17 protein-coding genes and 1 pseudogene are annotated in these 15773 nt (G+C 60.9%); 7 read left to right on the forward strand and 11 right to left on the reverse strand.

Translation table 11 applies throughout. The annotated features are described in order from the left end of the window. Window position 1: 1 nt before the first annotated feature. From BLW69_RS02485 to BLW69_RS02505, 5 genes and pseudogenes are all read right to left on the reverse strand, one after another. Window positions 2-1087 (reverse strand): nickel/cobalt transporter, encoded by a 1086-nt coding sequence (locus BLW69_RS02485; RefSeq protein WP_092659731.1) that lies wholly within the window; start codon window positions 1085-1087, stop codon window positions 2-4. Continuing rightward, window positions 1081-1737, reverse strand: a complete 657-nt coding sequence (locus BLW69_RS02490; protein WP_092659733.1) for a DUF1007 family protein — start codon at window positions 1735-1737, stop codon at window positions 1081-1083. Before BLW69_RS02490 ends, BLW69_RS02485 begins: the two co-directional genes overlap by 7 nt. 140 nt (window positions 1738-1877) lie before the next feature. Then, the gene (locus BLW69_RS02495) at window positions 1878-2771 is read right to left on the reverse strand and encodes a LysR family transcriptional regulator (RefSeq protein WP_062461123.1); all 894 of its coding nucleotides are present in this window, start codon (window positions 2769-2771) and stop codon (window positions 1878-1880) included. Window positions 2772-2962: 191 nt separating this feature from the next. Then, window positions 2963-3130: pseudogene (locus BLW69_RS22945) on the reverse strand (type II toxin-antitoxin system PemK/MazF family toxin); the annotation flags it as partial. Then, window positions 3127-3351 (reverse strand): hypothetical protein, encoded by a 225-nt coding sequence (locus BLW69_RS02505; RefSeq protein ID WP_092659737.1) that lies wholly within the window; start codon window positions 3349-3351, stop codon window positions 3127-3129. The gene BLW69_RS02505 and the pseudogene BLW69_RS22945, both read right to left, overlap by 4 nt. Before the next feature lie 553 nt (window positions 3352-3904). Here BLW69_RS02505 and odc2 point away from each other — a divergent pair. From odc2 to BLW69_RS02520, 3 genes are all read left to right on the forward strand, one after another. Continuing rightward, window positions 3905-5038: an ornithine/lysine decarboxylase gene (odc2, locus tag BLW69_RS02510; protein ID WP_062461910.1), complete on the forward strand. Its 1134-nt coding sequence runs from the start codon at window positions 3905-3907 to the stop codon at window positions 5036-5038. Window positions 5039-5148: 110 nt separating this feature from the next. Beyond that, complete coding sequence (locus BLW69_RS02515; RefSeq protein ID WP_092659739.1) at window positions 5149-5718, forward strand: GNAT family N-acetyltransferase; 570 nt, start codon at window positions 5149-5151, stop codon at window positions 5716-5718. A 171-nt stretch (window positions 5719-5889) separates the two neighbouring features. Further along, on the forward strand, window positions 5890-6921 hold the full coding sequence (locus BLW69_RS02520; protein WP_092659741.1) for a serine hydrolase domain-containing protein: 1032 nt from the start codon (window positions 5890-5892) through the stop codon (window positions 6919-6921). A gap of 70 nt (window positions 6922-6991) precedes the next feature. Here BLW69_RS02520 and BLW69_RS02525 read toward each other — a convergent pair whose 3' ends face one another. The 5 genes from BLW69_RS02525 to BLW69_RS02545 all read right to left on the reverse strand — a co-directional run bounded on the left by BLW69_RS02525 (window position 6992) and on the right by BLW69_RS02545 (window position 10747). Then, window positions 6992-7978 (reverse strand): WD40 repeat domain-containing protein, encoded by a 987-nt coding sequence (locus BLW69_RS02525; protein WP_092659743.1) that lies wholly within the window; start codon window positions 7976-7978, stop codon window positions 6992-6994. Beyond that, window positions 7978-9129 (reverse strand): CobW family GTP-binding protein, encoded by a 1152-nt coding sequence (locus BLW69_RS02530; protein WP_092659745.1) that lies wholly within the window; start codon window positions 9127-9129, stop codon window positions 7978-7980. Before BLW69_RS02530 ends, BLW69_RS02525 begins: the two co-directional genes overlap by 1 nt. Before the next feature lie 111 nt (window positions 9130-9240). Further along, window positions 9241-9645 carry a type II toxin-antitoxin system VapC family toxin gene (locus BLW69_RS02535; RefSeq protein WP_092659747.1) on the reverse strand — a complete coding sequence of 135 codons (405 nt, stop codon included), beginning with the start codon at window positions 9643-9645 and terminating at the stop codon, window positions 9241-9243. Between the two features lie 6 nt (window positions 9646-9651). Continuing rightward, window positions 9652-9897, reverse strand: coding sequence for a type II toxin-antitoxin system VapB family antitoxin (locus BLW69_RS02540; protein ID WP_062461108.1), 246 nt, complete (start codon window positions 9895-9897; stop codon window positions 9652-9654). A gap of 49 nt (window positions 9898-9946) precedes the next feature. After that, the gene (locus tag BLW69_RS02545) at window positions 9947-10747 is read right to left on the reverse strand and encodes a creatininase family protein (protein WP_092659749.1); all 801 of its coding nucleotides are present in this window, start codon (window positions 10745-10747) and stop codon (window positions 9947-9949) included. 83 nt (window positions 10748-10830) lie between these two features. On the opposite strand from BLW69_RS02545, the gene BLW69_RS02550 reads away from it, so the two are divergent. The 3 genes from BLW69_RS02550 (at window position 10831) to BLW69_RS02560 (ending at window position 13468) form a co-directional block, all read left to right on the forward strand. After that, window positions 10831-11328, forward strand: coding sequence for a MarR family winged helix-turn-helix transcriptional regulator (locus tag BLW69_RS02550; protein ID WP_062461102.1), 498 nt, complete (start codon window positions 10831-10833; stop codon window positions 11326-11328). 132 nt (window positions 11329-11460) lie between these two features. After that, window positions 11461-12480 carry a LacI family DNA-binding transcriptional regulator gene (locus tag BLW69_RS02555; RefSeq protein ID WP_062582147.1) on the forward strand — a complete coding sequence of 340 codons (1020 nt, stop codon included), beginning with the start codon at window positions 11461-11463 and terminating at the stop codon, window positions 12478-12480. A gap of 25 nt (window positions 12481-12505) precedes the next feature. Further along, window positions 12506-13468, forward strand: coding sequence for a 2-hydroxyacid dehydrogenase (locus BLW69_RS02560; RefSeq protein ID WP_092659751.1), 963 nt, complete (start codon window positions 12506-12508; stop codon window positions 13466-13468). A 27-nt stretch (window positions 13469-13495) separates the two neighbouring features. Here BLW69_RS02560 and BLW69_RS02565 read toward each other — a convergent pair whose 3' ends face one another. After that, window positions 13496-14296, reverse strand: coding sequence for a gamma-glutamyl-gamma-aminobutyrate hydrolase family protein (locus tag BLW69_RS02565; protein WP_092659753.1), 801 nt, complete (start codon window positions 14294-14296; stop codon window positions 13496-13498). A 258-nt stretch (window positions 14297-14554) separates the two neighbouring features. On the opposite strand from BLW69_RS02565, the gene BLW69_RS02570 reads away from it, so the two are divergent. Next, window positions 14555-15673, forward strand: coding sequence for a TRAP transporter substrate-binding protein (locus tag BLW69_RS02570; protein WP_062461086.1), 1119 nt, complete (start codon window positions 14555-14557; stop codon window positions 15671-15673). The last annotated feature ends 100 nt before the right edge of the window (window positions 15674-15773 follow it).

The raw sequence follows: 15773 nt of genomic DNA on the forward strand, positions 1-15773 counted from the left end.
TTCAGCCCTGCAGCGAGGCGCCGAGCAGGGAAAGGCCGATCAGCAAGATGAACAGGGCGCCGCCGATCTCGATCGCATGGCCGATGCGTCGTCCGCTGCGCGAGCCGGGGCCTGCGAACTTGAGCGCGATATCCTTGGCGCCGACGGCTAGCGTTGCGAGGATCGTCACCGTGATCGCCGTGCCGATCGACATGGCGAGGACAGACAGCACGCCGCCGAGATAGAGGCCATTCAGAAGCGAGAAGCTCATGACGAGGATGGCGCCGGAGCAGGGGCGAAGTCCGACAGCAATGATCGCCGACCAAGCTTCCTTGAGGTTGAAGTTGCGGGCGCCGAGCGTCGACGGGTCAGGCATGTGGCTGATGCCGCAGGCCTCGCAGGTGTCGCTGTCTCCCTGAAATGCGTGGTCGTCGATCTCGACCGCCTGGAAATTGAGACCGGTCGCGCGTCGTCCGTTGGAAGAGCCGTCGAACAGCATGGCGGTCGATCCGCCGGCTGAAGTCGCCGCTGCCGCCGTGCGGCCGCGGTCTGGAGCGCGCACGACCCGCATGCGGAGTGCCCGGATCTTCTTGACCAGCAGCCAGGCGCCAAACAGGGAGACCATGGCAAAGCTTGCAACCTCCATGGTCCAGGTGGCCTGGGTCATGGTGATGCCGGTGCCGCGGAGCAGGACGAAGGCAGCGCCGACCACGAGGATCGCGACCAGGCCCTGCAAAAGCGCGGAGATGAAGGAGATCGTGACGCCGCGGCGCAGTTCGACTTCGTTGGCGATCATGTAGGAGGAAATCACCGCCTTGCCGTGGCCGGGGCCGGCGGCGTGGAAGACGCCATAGGCAAAAGACAGGCCGATCAGGCCGACAAGTGCAGACGGATCCTCGCGCATCGCCCGCAGCGCGCCGGTCAGAGAGCGGTAGAAGCCCTGCTGGTAGGCGTTGATCCACTGGAAGAAGGGGGCAAGCGGCCCGCCCACCGAGAAAGAGGGTTCCGCTGCACCGACGCCGAGCGGCGACTGGGCGTGCGCGGCGGTGGCGACCAGCGCCGCCGCGAGAGCGGCAAACAGCAGGCTGGTCGACGCTTTCCTCAGCATGTCACTTCCATGCGGGTGGCAAAGAGCTTGGTCATGTCGGTCCCCGTCGGATCGTTGAAGAAGGCATCGGTGAGCGAAGCGCTGTTTTGCGAGATCACATCGTCTGGATCGGGCCGCACGACCTTGTGCTGGCACTTCTCGAAAGCGGCACCCTTCAGCACGAGATCCTTGTCGGTGGGGAAGTCGATCGCCGTGTACATGGTGGGATCGTAGATGCCGAAGGTGAGCTTGCCCTTGAGCGGGACCGGCTTTTCAGGCTTCACCGCAAAGATCAGCATCAGCTGCTTGTCCTGCATCGTGGTGTGAAAGACTTCCGGTTTCTGAATGCCGATCTGGGCGCCGTCCAGCGTCACGGTCGAGAAGTAATGGTAATCGGCAAGCGAGGTGCGGATGGTTTCGCCGAGTTCGGCCAGCTCATGCGGATCGAGCTTGAGATCGCCGTTCTTGTCGAAATCGAGGATGACGCTCGACGAGAACACCTCGTCGAAGCGCCAGACATTGCGCAGTTCCTGCACGGTGCCATCGGCGCCTGCGACAATCTCCAGCCGGGCCTCGGCAAAGATATGCGGATGCGCAAGTGCCGGCGCTGGAACGGCGAAGGGTGCAGCCATGGCCGCTGCCGTCAGAATTGTCGCAAGTCTGTTTCGCATATCCGAGCAGGTCCAGCATATTGCGCAGCGGCATTGCGTCCGGACCTGCGCCAAATCAAAAGGGGTGTCGTTCGTCCGCAAGCTGTGGTCTGGCCCCGAAATGGGACGGAATTTCGACTGCGGCGTTACAGCATTACAGGTCAGCGCGGCTGGCGGAACCAGTTGGCGAGGAAATCCACGAAGCTTCTCACCTTGGCCGGGAGGTAACGGCGATGCGGATAGACCGCATAGATGCCGCGTTCACGGGTGATGTATTCGTCGAACAGATTGACGAGTTCGCCCGACTGGATCGAGGCCATGGCGACGAAGTCGGGGATGATCGCGACGCCGAGACCGGCGCGGGCCGCGCGCAAGGTTGCCTGCGGACTGTTGACCTCGATCGGGCCCGAGACCGCGACTGAAATCATCGAGCCATCAGGATCGACGAAGCGGATATTGTTGTGCCAGCGCGAATTGGTGTCGATAATGAACGGTACCTTGTTCAGCTGCTGCGGATGCGTAAGGGGCCCGTATTGCGCCACGACATCGGGCGTTGCGACCGCATGGACCCGGAAATCGGCAAGCTTCTTGGCGATCAGGCCGGAATCCTCCAGGCGGGTGATTCGGATCGCCAGATCGAAATTTTCCTCGATCAGGTCGACAAACCGGTCATCGGCGACGATTTCCAACTGGACGTCCGGATGCGCCTTGGCGAAATCGATGAACGACTGGCCGACATCCGCATCGATGAAGGTGCGCGGCACGGAGATCCGCAGGCGGCCCTTGAGATCGGCATTGTTCTCGCGCACGAGGTCGGCAAGATTGTCGATCTCCTTCAGGATATCGGCAGCCGTGCGATAATAGGTATGGCCCGCCTCCGTCATCGAGAACTGGCGGGTGGTCCGGTTGAGAAGAAGCGCGCCGAGATCGTCTTCCAGTTCGCGGACATATTTCGACAGCAGCGCCTTGGAACGGCCGGTGCGGCGTGCGGCGGCCGAAAAGCCCTCGGCCTCGACCACGTCGATGAAGGCGCGCATGCGGGTGAGTGTGTCCATGGGCGAAGGGTGCTCCCGATCTCAGAAGTCTTCTGTCTCCGCCAGGGCAAGCAGAAACACAAGCGCTGTGCTGAGCCGACGCATGTCTTTCTGGCTGACGGCGCCAATCTGCTGCCAATTTTCAAGCAAGCGACGCCAATGAACTTGTCCGTCATGAGCTGTGACGGATGCCACAGGCCATTTTCCGGATCGGGTTCGACAAGGATGCCGAAGTCGAGATCAAGACGTGTCGATGTCATCGGGCAGACGACGACCGAAGGCCAGGTATCGGACAAATCGTTCGTCTGGATCACGATGGCCGGGCGCGGCATCCCGTAGTCGCCGGAGATGGAAACGGTGACGATGTCGCCTCGTTTCATTCCTGCCGCGTCCCGCCTGTCTCGTCCTCATTCCAATCCGCAACCCTCTCCATCCATTCGAGGATCTCACGTTCCTCTTCCGGACCAAGGCTTGCGATCGCGGCTGCCCGCCGAGCCTGGGCCTTGGGGCTTTTCAGCTCCAGAAGCTGCTCCCAAATTTCAGGCGAGATCACCGTTGAGGACGGTGATCCATGTGTGGTCTGCTTCCCAACCGTCGGCATCCAGTATCTCCAACGCTGGCCTGCTCCACCAGTGGAATCGTGCGCGTGCCCTCGCGGAAATTCTACCGGGGGCTGCCTTTTGATTATTTTCCCCCCGGCCCAAAATACCGCTTGATTATGACCGCGAATATTCTTATCTCCCGTGCAGCCCAAAGTCGCACGTGCCCGTGGGTGTCCGCCGACCCTCTATTTGGTGAGGTCATCGGTAAGGTACCTGGAACTAACCCCTCCAGTCGCTATTCCGGCCATCCGGGAAATGCGAGGACATCTAAAGCAACGACGGTGCGGGCCTTTTTGTTCTCTCCCGGCTTTCCAACAGCCGGGGTTACTGAAGAGGCACACCATCATTGCCGGAAGTGCGGTAGGGACCTCCCTCCAATCCATGGCAGACAAAGCCGGATTTTCGTTCTTGGCAGAACGTTGATCCACTTACCGCGCGTTTGAGCGTGTCAGGGAACCGGTGTCTCCACCGACTGGATCCTGGCGCATGTTCATCCGTCCTTTGTCCTCCGGTTCGCAAGCCGGAGCCTTTGAGATTTGGAAGGGATTGACCATGACCACTGCCCGCATCCTCGACTTCATCAAGACCCAGCGTCCCGATGGTCCCTACCTCGTGGTCGATCTCGATGTCGTGCGTGACAATTTCAACGCCTTCCGTCATGCCCTGCCGGACAGCGCGATCTACTACGCCGTGAAGGCCAATCCCGAGCCGGCAATCCTCAAGCTTCTTGCTTCGATGGGCTCCAACTTCGACTGCGCCTCCGTCGCCGAAATCCAGATGGCACTCGATGCCGGTGCAAACGCATCGCGCATCTCGTTCGGCAACACGATCAAGAAGGAACGCGACATTGCGCGTGCGTTCGCGCTCGGCGTTGGCCTCTATGCCGTCGACAGCCATGAGGAAGTCGAAAAGATTTCCCGTGCAGCTCCCGGTGCAAAGGTGTTCTGCCGCGTGCTGACCGATGGCGAAGGCGCCGAATGGCCGCTGTCGCGCAAGTTCGGCTGCGTGCCGCAGATGGCCGTCGACGTTCTCGTCTACGCACACCAGCTTGGTCTCGAAAGCTACGGCGTCTCGTTCCATGTCGGTTCACAGATGACGAAGGTCGATGCCTGGGATGCGGCTCTGGCTGATGCCAAGCGCGTTTTCAGCCAGCTGGCAAAGCAGGGCATCGTTCTGCAGATGGTCAACATGGGCGGCGGTTTCCCGACCAAGTATCTGCGCGACGTGCCGAAGGCAGAAGAATACGGCCAGGCGATCTTTGCTTCGCTGCGCAAGCATTTCGGCAATAACCTGCCGAAGACGATCATCGAGCCGGGTCGCGGCATGGTCGGCAATGCAGGCGTCATCAAGGCTGAAGTCGTTCTCGTGTCGAAGAAGTCCGACAACGACAACCACCGTTGGGTCTTCCTCGACATCGGCAAGTTCGGTGGTCTCGCCGAAACCATGGACGAGGCTATCCGTTACCCGATCCGCACCGAGCGGGACGGCGACGCGATGGAGCCTTGCGTTCTGGCCGGCCCGACCTGCGATTCGGCCGACGTGATGTACGAGAAGAACATGTATCCGCTGCCGATCTCGCTTTCGATCGGCGACGAAGTTCTGATCGAGGGCACCGGCGCCTACACGACCACCTATTCGGCGGTTGCGTTCAACGGCTTCGACCCGCTCAAGGCCTACGTCATCTAAGGCGTTACAAGCCTTTCTACTTTCGCGGTTCCCGACCTCCAGACGGGAGCCGCAAATTCACAATGATCGTCCGATACCGTTTGAAACGGTTTTAAGTGCGGGAGGCCAAGATGGCCACTGTTCTTGATTCTGTCCGTGCGCTGTTTGCGCCCGCGTCCACATTCACCATCACTGCCGAAACTCCGGCCGACGTGGTGGCTCGTGAAACTCTGCTCGATCGCGCCATGGGCGCCGACCGACGCTTGAAGTCGTCCGAAAAGATCCGCCAGAACCGCGTGCCGGCCGAAGGCCTGGCGCTGGTTGCGCGCGACGAGGACGGTCATGTCATCGGCACCGTGCGTCTGTGGAACATCGAGGCCGGCATTTCGCCAGAAGGTAACGCCATCGACGCGCTTCTGCTTGGACCGCTTGCCGTCTGCTCGTCGCATGAGGGCAAGGGCATCGGTGCGGCTCTGATGCGTGCGGCGATCGGCCAGGCGCATGATCGTGGCCATGGCGCCGTGCTTCTGGTCGGTGACGCCGCCTATTACGAGCGCTTCGGCTTCTTCGGTGACAAGACCCAGCATCTGGTGATGCCCGGCCCCTGCGACCGTGCGCGCTTCCTGGCGCTGGAGCTGAAAGCCGGTTGGCTCGAAGGTGCAGCCGGCATGATCGTTGCGAGTGGGCGCAAGCTCGCCTGAACGGCTGCTGCAGTTGAGAGATTCATAGGACCCCGTCTTCCCATAGAGGAGGCGGGGTTTTTGGTTTTCGACGGGCGAGAGCTGACGCAATGGTCTTACGCTCCGTCACCTTCGCGTGAATCGTTGGGCTCGGCCATAGTCGCGTGCTGGTCTCGACCTAGATTGGCATCCATGATCACACGCCGCACAGCCCTTCTTGCCACTCCCTTCGTCCTCACATCCATGCGGGCCTTCGCGCAGCAAACCGGCGGGACTGGCGTGGCGCAGGCGCCGCAGACGCTGAAGGCCGTGCTCGGCCGGGCGGCTGACCTCGAGCCGTTGAAGGTCGTGATGGTGTCGCGCAAGGGCGAGACGATTGCCAGGGAAGCGTTCAACGGCAGCGGCCTCAACGCCTCGACCAACATCAAGTCGGCGTCGAAATCGATCATCTCCTGCCTTGTCGGGATTGCGATCGATCGCAAGCTGCTTGCGGGGCCGGACCAAAAGATTGCCTCGATCCTAACCGCCGATCTGCCTCGCGATGCGGATCCGCGGCTCTCCGAGGTCACCATCGGTAATCTTCTCTCCATGCAGGCGGGTCTGTCTCGCATGTCGGGGCCGAACTACGGGCGCTGGGTGGGCAGTTCCAACTGGGTGCGGTTCGCGCTGTCGGAACCGTTCGATGGCGAGCCGGGCGGTCAGATGCTCTATTCGACGGCGTCGACGCATCTTCTTTCCGCCATCCTCACCCGCGTCGGCAAACGGCCGACGCTTGCGCTGGCGCGCGACTGGCTGGAGCCCGTCGACGCGTTTCGCATCGGGGCCTGGGAGCGCGATCCGCAGGGCATCTATCTCGGCGGCAACCAGATGGCGATGACGGCCGCGTCCCTGCTGGCATTCGGGGAGCTCTATCGCAATGGCGGGAAAACCAAGAGCGGTCGTCAGGTGGTCTCTCAGAACTGGATTGACCAGTCCTGGACCCAGCGCACGAACTCGCGCTTTTCCGGCGACGGCTATGGCTACGGCTGGTTTCTGCGCGAGATGGGCGGGCAGGATGTGAAGTTCGGCTGGGGTTATGGAGGGCAGATGGTCTACGTGGTTCCGTCGCTCGACATGACCGTGGTGATGACGTCGAAGGAGAGCGGTCCGTCTGCCCGAAACGGCTATCGCGACCAGTTGCACGACCTTCTCGCCGAGATTATCGGCGCCGTCGCGTCAGCTTAAGCGCCGAGCGGTGAGGGACGAGCATGCGGGGCAGGCCCCGCATGTTTCATTGGGAATTCAGACTTTCAACTCAGCCGGAAATGTCGATCACGCCGCAGTCGCCGGCTTCCGAGGAGAATGCGAGCAGCTTACCGCTGGCACTCCAGCTCAAGCCCGTGATGCCGCCCTTTCCGGGCCGGCGCAGCAGTGCTTCCTTGCCGTCGGCGATACGCACGCCGAGGACCATGCCGTCGATAAAGCCTATGGCGAGCACTTCCTCGAGCGGATGAAACGCCACCTGCGTTACCATGATGTTGGCGCGCGTGCCGAGTTCCATCGGTGCCTTGCCCATCGGGCCGTCCTTGGCCGAAAACGGCCAGACGATCGCGGCGGGTGCGCCGGAGGAGGCGAGCCATTTGCCCTTGACCGACCAGGACAAAGATTTGACCTTTGCCGGATAGCCGGTCATGCGCATATGGCGGCTCTCGCCCGATTTGCTGTCGAGCTTCCAGCCATGCAGGGCATTCTCCTGCATCATGGTGACGAGGAAACGGCCGTCCGGAGAGAAGGTTACGCCGGTATGGGCGCCCTTCCAATCCAGATCCTGCATCGGACTGTTGGTGCCGACCCAATGCAGCGATACGCCGTTATAGCGCGCAGCGGCTATTCGCAGACCCTTCGGTGCGAAGGCGATCGCTTCGACGCTGCGCTCTTCCTTCACTTCCTTGACAGTGCCGTCGGAGAGCTTGACGAAACTGGACTTGCCTTGCGCCCAGGCGACCGCACCCTGAGGGCCACCGGCGACGACGGAGATCCACTTGCGCGGCGTTTCCGAAATCGTGCTGACGGTGCCATCATGGGAAATGCGCTGTACCCTGCCGTCTTCGCCGCCACTCAATAGCGTGGCGCTGAAGGGGTCGCGGATGCAGGTCAACAGGCCGTGATGCGCGTCCGTTACCTTCTCACCGCCGTCAAGGCGGTGAATGGTGCCGGCTGCGGTGGCAAAGATCGGGATGTCGCCGAGAAAGTGAGCCGCGACGACATGACCGTCGATATCAAGAGGTGCAACGGTTGGCATCAGGCGACAGCAACCTCAGCCTGGCAAGCCATGAAGCTCTTCTGGATCTTGTCGAAATCGAGCTCGCGGCCGATGAAGACGAGACGGCTTTCACGCTTTTCGCCATCCTTCCACGGACGCTGGTGATCGCCTTCGACGATCATGTGGACGCCTTGGATGACATAGCGTTCCTCGTCGCCCTTGAAGGCGATGATTCCCTTGAGGCGCAGGATGTTTGGGCCTTCCGCCTGGGTAATCTTCTGGATCCACGGGAAGAAGCGATCCGGGTTCATCTCGCCGCCGCGCAGAGAGACAGACTTCACCGTGATATCATGGATCGGCGACATCGCATCGTGATGCGCATGATGGCCGTGGTCATGATGCTTGTGATCATGATGCCCGTGATCATGATGATCGTGGTCGTGCGCGTGATGGTCATGCCCGTGATGGTCGTGGCTGTGGTCGTGAGCGCAATCGGGGCCGCAGACATGGTCTTCGTGGTCGTGGTCGAGGAAATGCGGATCGTTTTCCAGCGCCCGTTCCAGATTGAAGGCGCCCTGATCCAGCACGCGGGCGAGATCGATGCCCGAGCGGCTGGTGTTGTAGATGCGGGCAGTCGGGTTGATGGCGCGCACGACGTCTTCGACGATGGCGAGCTCTTCCGGGGTCACAAGATCGGTCTTGTTGATCAGTACGACGTCGGCAAACGCGATCTGGTCTTCGGCCTCGCGGGAATCCTTGAGGCGCAGCGGCAGATGCTTGGCGTCGACCAGAGCGATGACGGCGTCGAGTTCGGTCTTTGCGCGAACATCGTCGTCCATGAAGAAGGTCTGGGCAACAGGAACCGGATCAGCCAGACCCGTCGTCTCGACGATAATGCCGTCAAAGCGGCCCGGGCGGCGCATGAGGCCCTCAACGACACGGATCAGGTCGCCACGAACCGTGCAGCAGACGCAGCCGTTGTTCATCTCGTAGATCTCTTCGTCGGACTCGACGATCAGATCGTTGTCGATGCCGATTTCGCCGAATTCGTTGACGATCACGGCGTATTTCTTGCCGTGGCTCTCCGACAGGATGCGGTTGAGCAAGGTCGTCTTGCCGGCGCCGAGATAGCCGGTCAGCACGGTCACAGGAATTGGCTTTGCAGCGACGGGAGCGGTGTTTTCAGTCATGGGAAACCTCTAAGGGTTCTGGAGCGCTCGGGGGAGCGCGGAAGCGTGTTGGCCTCATATAAGGGCAAGGCCGCGCGAGTTCAAAGGGGTTTTGAATGTTATATGATCACATCAAGGCAATGTCGACGCGTCGGTTTGCCGAAGAAGCTGGTCGAGCGTGAGAAGCGGCTCGCCGGCCACTTTCGCATGCGCGGAATGGAAACAGTCGAAGTTGCTCAAGTGCCGCTTACCGATGCCATGTTTCTGAGCCACCGCGACAGCAAAGCTTAAGAGCGCACGGGGCGAGCCCGCTTCACGGATGTCAATGCCGCGCGCGTCGAGCCATTCCACGACAGCGCTTTCTGCCTGGCCGTAGGCGCAGTCTAGCTGGTCGGGCCGAGAAAGGACGATAATTGCTTCCCAGGCAGCGAGAGGAGACGTGAATGGCAGTGTCGATTTTGCCAACGCCCTTTCATAGGCTTCCGCGGTATCTTCGCCAGCCATCAACGATACGATCGCACAAGCATCGACAAACATGTGCGATCAATCCAGGTCGTGGTCGAGATCGTGATAGGCGGAAGCTGGGGGCACGGGTCGAGTCTGTTTGAAGGAAAGCCCGTGCTTTGCAAGGATGCGGCTGGCTGTCTCGCCTGGCGTCTCCTGCTGCGCGCGCTTGTCGATGGTTTCCCGCAGTGCGGTGACCACCGCTTGCGTGATTGTCGTTCCATCTATCTGCGCGAGCTCTTTCGCAAGTGCCTGAGCTTCTTCACTGCTAATGTTGAGGGTCATGAGACACCACCTTCGTGTGCGCAAGTCTCGCACATTATGCGGCTCAGCGCTACTTCAACGCGTCAACATCGAACCGTGCCACATCCCGTAGCAACTCGATGATGCCGTTCACCGCGTGCTTCACCAGCTGCTCGCCCCGCTCTGCGGTGGCGGCGGTGGCATTTCCGGCGGCGCCCCTGGCGTTGAGGTCGGACATTTTCCACCCGAACGCGTGCGGGCCGTAGGCGCGCAGGTGGCGAAAGTCTTTCGCGAAATCTGTCTGGCGCGATGGGAAGTTTTCGGCCCTCTCCATGTTCACCCGGTCCGGCCACAGCGCCAGCATGACGGAGGTCTCGATATCGCCGCCGTGGATATCGATCGCCTTGTCCTCCGGAGCAATCCAGCCTTCTGGTTGGCCGAAGCGGGTCCAGCTCGTCGCGACCGCCAGCATGCCGAAACGGACGCGGGCCTCGGTCGTGACGATCGTCAGCAGCGGCGCGTTGCCGCCATGGGCGTTGAGCATCACAAGTTTGCGGATGCCACGTTTTTGGAGATCCTCGGCGATCCCGAGCCAGCGGTCGATCGCCTCGGCGGCGGCCAGCGTCTTCGTTCCTTTCACATCCATGTGCTCGATCGAGTAGCCGACCGGCTCCACCGGCAGGAAGGTGACCGGAAGATCAGCCGGAAGGGCAGGGATGATGCGGTCGACAAGGCCTTGTGCGATCAGCGTATCGGTCTCGAAAGGCAGATGCGGACCGTGCTGTTCGTGCGCGCCGAGCGGCAAAACGGCAATCCAGTCGGCTCTTTTAGCGCTTTCTGTGGACGGGGGTGTAACATCGTTGTCATGATAGCGCGGCAAGGGATGCGGCATCTGGCGGTCAATTCCGGGTTTCGATAAGGGTGGCGTGGTATAGTTATAGCGCCGACTTCCATGACGCAAAACGAGCGGAGCCTATGAGCAAGAAAAAAGGCGACAAGAAATCCAAGTCGGGCAAGAAGAAGGACGGCGCTGGTCTTTCCGCAACCGACCTTGCGCCTGTCATTACACAGACCGCCCGGTCGATGCGCACCGCGTTGTCCCGCAGTCTGGTCGAAAGCGGCCTTTATGCCGGGCAGGACGGGGTGATCCTGGCGCTTTCCGAGGAAGACGGCATGACGCCGGGTCATCTTGCCAACCGCATGGGCGTCAAGGCTCCCACCATGACCCGCACGATCGGACGCATGGAAGCGCAGGGTTTTCTGGAGCGCCGGTCGGATGGAACGGATGGTCGCCTGACCAAGGTGCATCTGACGGAGACTGGTCTGAAGAGCGTCGAGCAGATCGGCCGCGCGGTGGCCGAGTGCGGCGAACTGGCCGTCAAAGGTCTTTCGGACAAGGAGGTTCGTACCCTTCTCAAACTTCTCAAAGCCGTCGAGCACAATCTTCAGTCGGATGAGGGCGATCGCGACTGAGGGTTGCGTTTGCCAACCTGCTCGTCCGAAAAATCCCGTCACAGGATTGTCGCATGGAATTAAATTGTTTATTTAAACTTTAATTCGGGTGCTCTGCGTAAGAATGCAGGCTGCATGAGAACGCGGGGCTAGATGGCGCAGAAAATCAAACTGTCGACGATTGCCGAAAGTCTCGGTCTTTCTACAGCTACGATTTCGCTTGCTCTCCGGGACAGTCCGCTTGTCGCCGCTGATACCCGCGAGAAGATCAAGGAACAAGCGCGGGCGCTTGGCTATATCTACAATCGCCGTGCCGCCAGCCTTCGCACCTCGCGGTCCGGCATTATCGGTGTCGTCGTGCATGACGTGATGAACCCGTTTTACGGTGAAATCCTGAAAGCCATCGAGAGCGAGCTCGACCGCAGCCGGCATACGTTCATTCTCTCCAACCATTACGATTCGGTCGAAAAGCAGCGCACGTTCATCGAGACGCTGCTGCAGCTGGGTGGCGACGGCGTGATCATGTCGCCGGCGATCGGGACGCCGATCGAGGACATGAAGCTTGCCGAAGAAAACGGGATGCCGGCCATTCTTGTTGCCCGCTCGATGGAAGGCCTCGACCTGCCGACCTATCGCGGCGACGATGCTTATGGCATTTCGCTGGCCACCAACCATCTGATCGGACTGGGCCACCGGGCGATCGCCATGATCGGCGGCACCGACCAGACATCGACCGGTCGCGACCGTTACCAGGGCTACGTCAACGCGCTGCTGAAAGCCAATATCGAGGTCGATCCGAACCTGCGCATTCCGGGACCCCGTTCGATGCAGGGCGGGTTCGAGGCGGCGGTGCATTTCCTGTCCCTGCCGCAAAAGCCGACGGCTGCGGTCTGCTGGAACGATCTGGTGGCGATCGGCCTGATGAACGGCATCGCGCGGGCCGGGTTGACACCGGGCGTCGATATTTCCGTCACCGGCTATGACGATCTGGAACAAGCTTCGATCTCGACGCCGTCTCTGACCACCGTTTCCAACGGACAGGCCGATGTCGGGCGCTTAGCGGCGCGGGCACTGCTCGATCGTCTTGCCGGGAGCCATGAGCCTGACGGTCTCCATCTGATCAAGCCGGAAATGCGTCTGCGCCAGTCGACCGGCGTCTTTCGTCCACGCTGATTATTCTTCATAAAGAGGTTGCTGCATGTCTGAGAATCCTGCCACCATCTTCGTGCCGGGCCGTATTCATCCGCGCGTTCTGGAGCGTCTGAACGACAGTTTCGAGGTCATCTCGGCTCCGCATGCCGAACTGGCATCCGTCGACGCCGAGACGAGGGCGCGCGTGCGTGGCATCGCGGTTTCCGGCAAATGCGATGCTGCCATCATCGATGCGTTTCCCAATCTCGAAGTCATCTCCAGCTTCGGTGTCGGTTACGACGGCACCGATACGAAGACGGCGGCCGAACGGGGCATCATCGTCACCAACACGCCTGACGTCCTGAACGATGAAGTGGCCGATACAGCGATCGCGCTGCTTCTCAATACGCTGCGGCAGTTTCCGAAGGCGGAGACCTATCTGCGCGAAGGCCGGTGGGCGAGCGAAGGGCCGTTTCCGCTGTCGCCGTTTTCACTGAAGGGCCGCAGCATCGGCATTCTCGGCCTCGGCCGCATCGGTCTCGAGATCGCAAAGCGGCTTGAACCGTTCAAGGTGACGATCGGATATTACAGCCGCAGCCAACGCTCGGATGTCGGCTATATCTATTATCCGTCGCTGAAGGAGATGGCTGAGGCCGTCGATACGCTCATCTGCATCGCGCCCGGGACGCCGGATACGTTCAAGATCATCAATGCGGAGATCTTCGAAGCGCTTGGACCGGATGGCGTGTTCATCAATGTCGGTCGTGGATCGAGCGTTGACGAGGAAGCAATGATTGCCGCCCTCAGCGACAAGACGATTGCCGCAGCGGGCCTCGACGTCTTCTTCGACGAGCCGAACGTGCCGGCGGAGCTGATCGCTCTCGACAATACCTGCCTTCTGCCGCATGTCGCCTCCGCATCTGTTCAGACCCGCAATGCGATGGCCGATCTCGTCGTCGACAACCTGATCGGCTGGTTCAAGGACGGCCGCGTGCTGACGCCGGTTCCGGAAACCCCCGTCAAGGGATAACCGGCAAACACGGCGAGGGCGTTTGATTCACGCGGTGCGGGCAACCGGTGGGCTGGTCGCACCGCTTGTCGATGCCGCATAGGCGCGGGCCGCATCGCCGAACGCCCGGAACAGGGCGCCCGACGGTGCGTCGGTTTCGGCCCAGTATTCCGGATGCCACTGGACGCCAACGGCGAAATTCTTCGCGTCGATCACCGACACCGCCTCGATCGTGCCGTCTGCAGCCGTCGCCTCCACCTTCAGGCGGGGAGCGGTCTTTGCAATCGCCTGGCGGTGGAGCGAATTCACCTGGACTTCGCCGGCAAATCCGAGGAAATCCGCGATGCAGGAGCCTTCCTTGACGAAGACCGGCTGGCGGATCGCGTACATCGCGTCGCGGTCTGGCACGTCGGGCTTGCGGTGGTCCCAGTTGCCCGGCTGATCCTGGATCTCGCTTGCCAGCGTGCCGCCCAGCGCAACGTTCAGTTCCTGGATGCCGCGGCAGATGGCGAGAAGCGGAATGCCGCGCTCGATCGCGCGGCGGATCATCGGCAGCGAGGTGGCGTCGCGGCCGTGATCGAAGGGGCCGTCTGCCTCGGTCGCTTCGCGGCCGTAGAGCGACGGGTGGACGTTGCTGACGGCGCCGGAAACCAGCACGCCGTCGACCCGGTCGAGTATCGTGTCGACATCGTTGCCCTCTTCGAAGGCGGGAACGATGAAGCTCATGACGTCCGCCACTTTCAGCGCCGCATTGACATACTGGTTGGGTGTGGCGTGCCAGAGGGCGCCTTCGAATTGCCTGAGATCGGCGGGAACGGCGACGATGGGCTTGCGGCACGAGACGGGCATGAACAATCTCCAGGCGGGGCAGTGGTTCTCATCCCGTATTGCTGCCGGAGGCGGGGTGAAGTCAAGCCGTGGCGACGCCGTGCAGCGTGAACCACGACGATCGCGGAAGACGAAAGTATAATGCGGTTTAACCTTGGCCCGCCGTCATTGTTACATGGTATGCTTGCAAGCTTTCAAGCAACATGATTACCTCATCTAGGACTGGCGAGGTATGGGAGGAGACATCTTCGCGGTCTGTTCAACCCGGGAGGATTTTTGATGGATCGTCGTTCATTCCTGAAAAAGACGGCAGTCGGCGGCGCGGGAGCCGCTGCAGCCACAGTGCTTGCTGTTCCGCTTTCGACACCTGCCATTGCCCAGCAGAACCCGAAGATCAACTGGCGCCTGACATCGTCATTTCCGAAATCGCTGGACACGATTTATGGCGGCGCCGACGATATCGCGAAGCATGTTGCAGCCGCCACCGACGGCAATTTCACGATCCAGCCGTTTGCAGGTGGTGAGATCGTCCCGGGTCTGCAGGCGGCCGATGCGGTCTCCGCTGGCACGGTCGAGATGTGCCATACCTGCTCCTACTATTTTGTCGGCAAGGACCCGACCTTTGCGATCGGCACGGCGATCCCCTTCGGCATGAATGCGCGCCTGACGAACTCGTGGTTCTACCAGGGCAACGGCAATACGCTGATGAACGAGTTCTATGCCAAGCATCAGATCTACGGCATGCCCGCCGGCAATACCGGGGCCCAGATGGGCGGCTGGTTCCGCAAGGAAATCAACACCGTCGACGACTTCAAGGGCGTGAAGATGCGCATTGCCGGCATTGCCGGGAAGGTGCTCGAAAAGCTCGGCGCCGTACCGCAGCAGATCGCCGGAGGCGATATCTATCCGGCGCTGGAAAAGGGCACGATCGATGCGGCGGAGTGGGTCGGTCCCTATGACGACCACAAGCTCGGCTTCTACAAGGTGGCCAAGTATTACTACTATCCGGCTTTCTGGGAAGGCGGCCCGACAATCCATGCCTTCATCAACCTCGACAAGTGGAACAGCCTGCCAAAGCATTATCAGTCGGCGCTGACCGATGCCTGCGCTTTCGCCAATACCAACATGATGGCGAAATACGATCTGAAGAACCCGATGGCGATCAAGCAGATCGTATCGCAGGGGACGACGTTGCGGCCGTTCAGCCAGGATATCCTCGAGGCCTGCTACACGGCGGCAATGGACGTCTACAAGGGTATTTCCGCAACCAACGCGGATTTCAAGAAGGTCTACGACGACCAGGTCGCATTCAAGAAGGAAGGTTACCTCTGGATGCAGCTTTCGGAGTACACGTTCGACACGTTCATGATGATCCAGCAGCGCAACGGCAAGATCTGAACGTCTACAGCGTTGCTTAGACACGTACCCCGGATCGCAAGGTCCGGGGTTTTCTTTTGCAGCTGAGGGATGGCGCCGGACTGGATTCACGCAATAGACG

It is taken from the genome of Rhizobium sp. NFR12 (assembly GCF_900108545.1).
Lineage (GTDB): Bacteria > Pseudomonadota > Alphaproteobacteria > Rhizobiales > Rhizobiaceae > Neorhizobium > Neorhizobium soli.

What these genes read in the sequence shown, in the direction of transcription:
- BLW69_RS02485 (WP_092659731.1), bottom strand. Translation starts at nt 1,087, where the DNA reads ATGCTGAGGAAAGCGTCGACCAGCCTGCTGTTTGCCGCTCTCGCGGCG.
- BLW69_RS02490 (WP_092659733.1), bottom strand. Translation starts at nt 1,737, where the DNA reads ATGCGAAACAGACTTGCGACAATTCTGACGGCAGCGGCCATGGCTGCA.
- BLW69_RS02495 (WP_062461123.1), bottom strand. Translation starts at nt 2,771, where the DNA reads ATGGACACACTCACCCGCATGCGCGCCTTCATCGACGTGGTCGAGGCC.
- BLW69_RS02505 (WP_092659737.1), bottom strand. Translation starts at nt 3,351, where the DNA reads ATGCCGACGGTTGGGAAGCAGACCACACATGGATCACCGTCCTCAACG.
- odc2 (WP_062461910.1), top strand. Translation starts at nt 3,905, where the DNA reads ATGACCACTGCCCGCATCCTCGACTTCATCAAGACCCAGCGTCCCGAT.
- BLW69_RS02515 (WP_092659739.1), top strand. Translation starts at nt 5,149, where the DNA reads ATGGCCACTGTTCTTGATTCTGTCCGTGCGCTGTTTGCGCCCGCGTCC.
- BLW69_RS02520 (WP_092659741.1), top strand. Translation starts at nt 5,890, where the DNA reads ATGATCACACGCCGCACAGCCCTTCTTGCCACTCCCTTCGTCCTCACA.
- BLW69_RS02525 (WP_092659743.1), bottom strand. Translation starts at nt 7,978, where the DNA reads ATGCCAACCGTTGCACCTCTTGATATCGACGGTCATGTCGTCGCGGCT.
- BLW69_RS02530 (WP_092659745.1), bottom strand. Translation starts at nt 9,129, where the DNA reads ATGACTGAAAACACCGCTCCCGTCGCTGCAAAGCCAATTCCTGTGACC.
- BLW69_RS02535 (WP_092659747.1), bottom strand. Translation starts at nt 9,645, where the DNA reads ATGTTTGTCGATGCTTGTGCGATCGTATCGTTGATGGCTGGCGAAGAT.
- BLW69_RS02540 (WP_062461108.1), bottom strand. Translation starts at nt 9,897, where the DNA reads ATGACCCTCAACATTAGCAGTGAAGAAGCTCAGGCACTTGCGAAAGAG.
- BLW69_RS02545 (WP_092659749.1), bottom strand. Translation starts at nt 10,747, where the DNA reads ATGCCGCATCCCTTGCCGCGCTATCATGACAACGATGTTACACCCCCG.
- BLW69_RS02550 (WP_062461102.1), top strand. Translation starts at nt 10,831, where the DNA reads ATGAGCAAGAAAAAAGGCGACAAGAAATCCAAGTCGGGCAAGAAGAAG.
- BLW69_RS02555 (WP_062582147.1), top strand. Translation starts at nt 11,461, where the DNA reads ATGGCGCAGAAAATCAAACTGTCGACGATTGCCGAAAGTCTCGGTCTT.
- BLW69_RS02560 (WP_092659751.1), top strand. Translation starts at nt 12,506, where the DNA reads ATGTCTGAGAATCCTGCCACCATCTTCGTGCCGGGCCGTATTCATCCG.
- BLW69_RS02565 (WP_092659753.1), bottom strand. Translation starts at nt 14,296, where the DNA reads ATGCCCGTCTCGTGCCGCAAGCCCATCGTCGCCGTTCCCGCCGATCTC.
- BLW69_RS02570 (WP_062461086.1), top strand. Translation starts at nt 14,555, where the DNA reads ATGGATCGTCGTTCATTCCTGAAAAAGACGGCAGTCGGCGGCGCGGGA.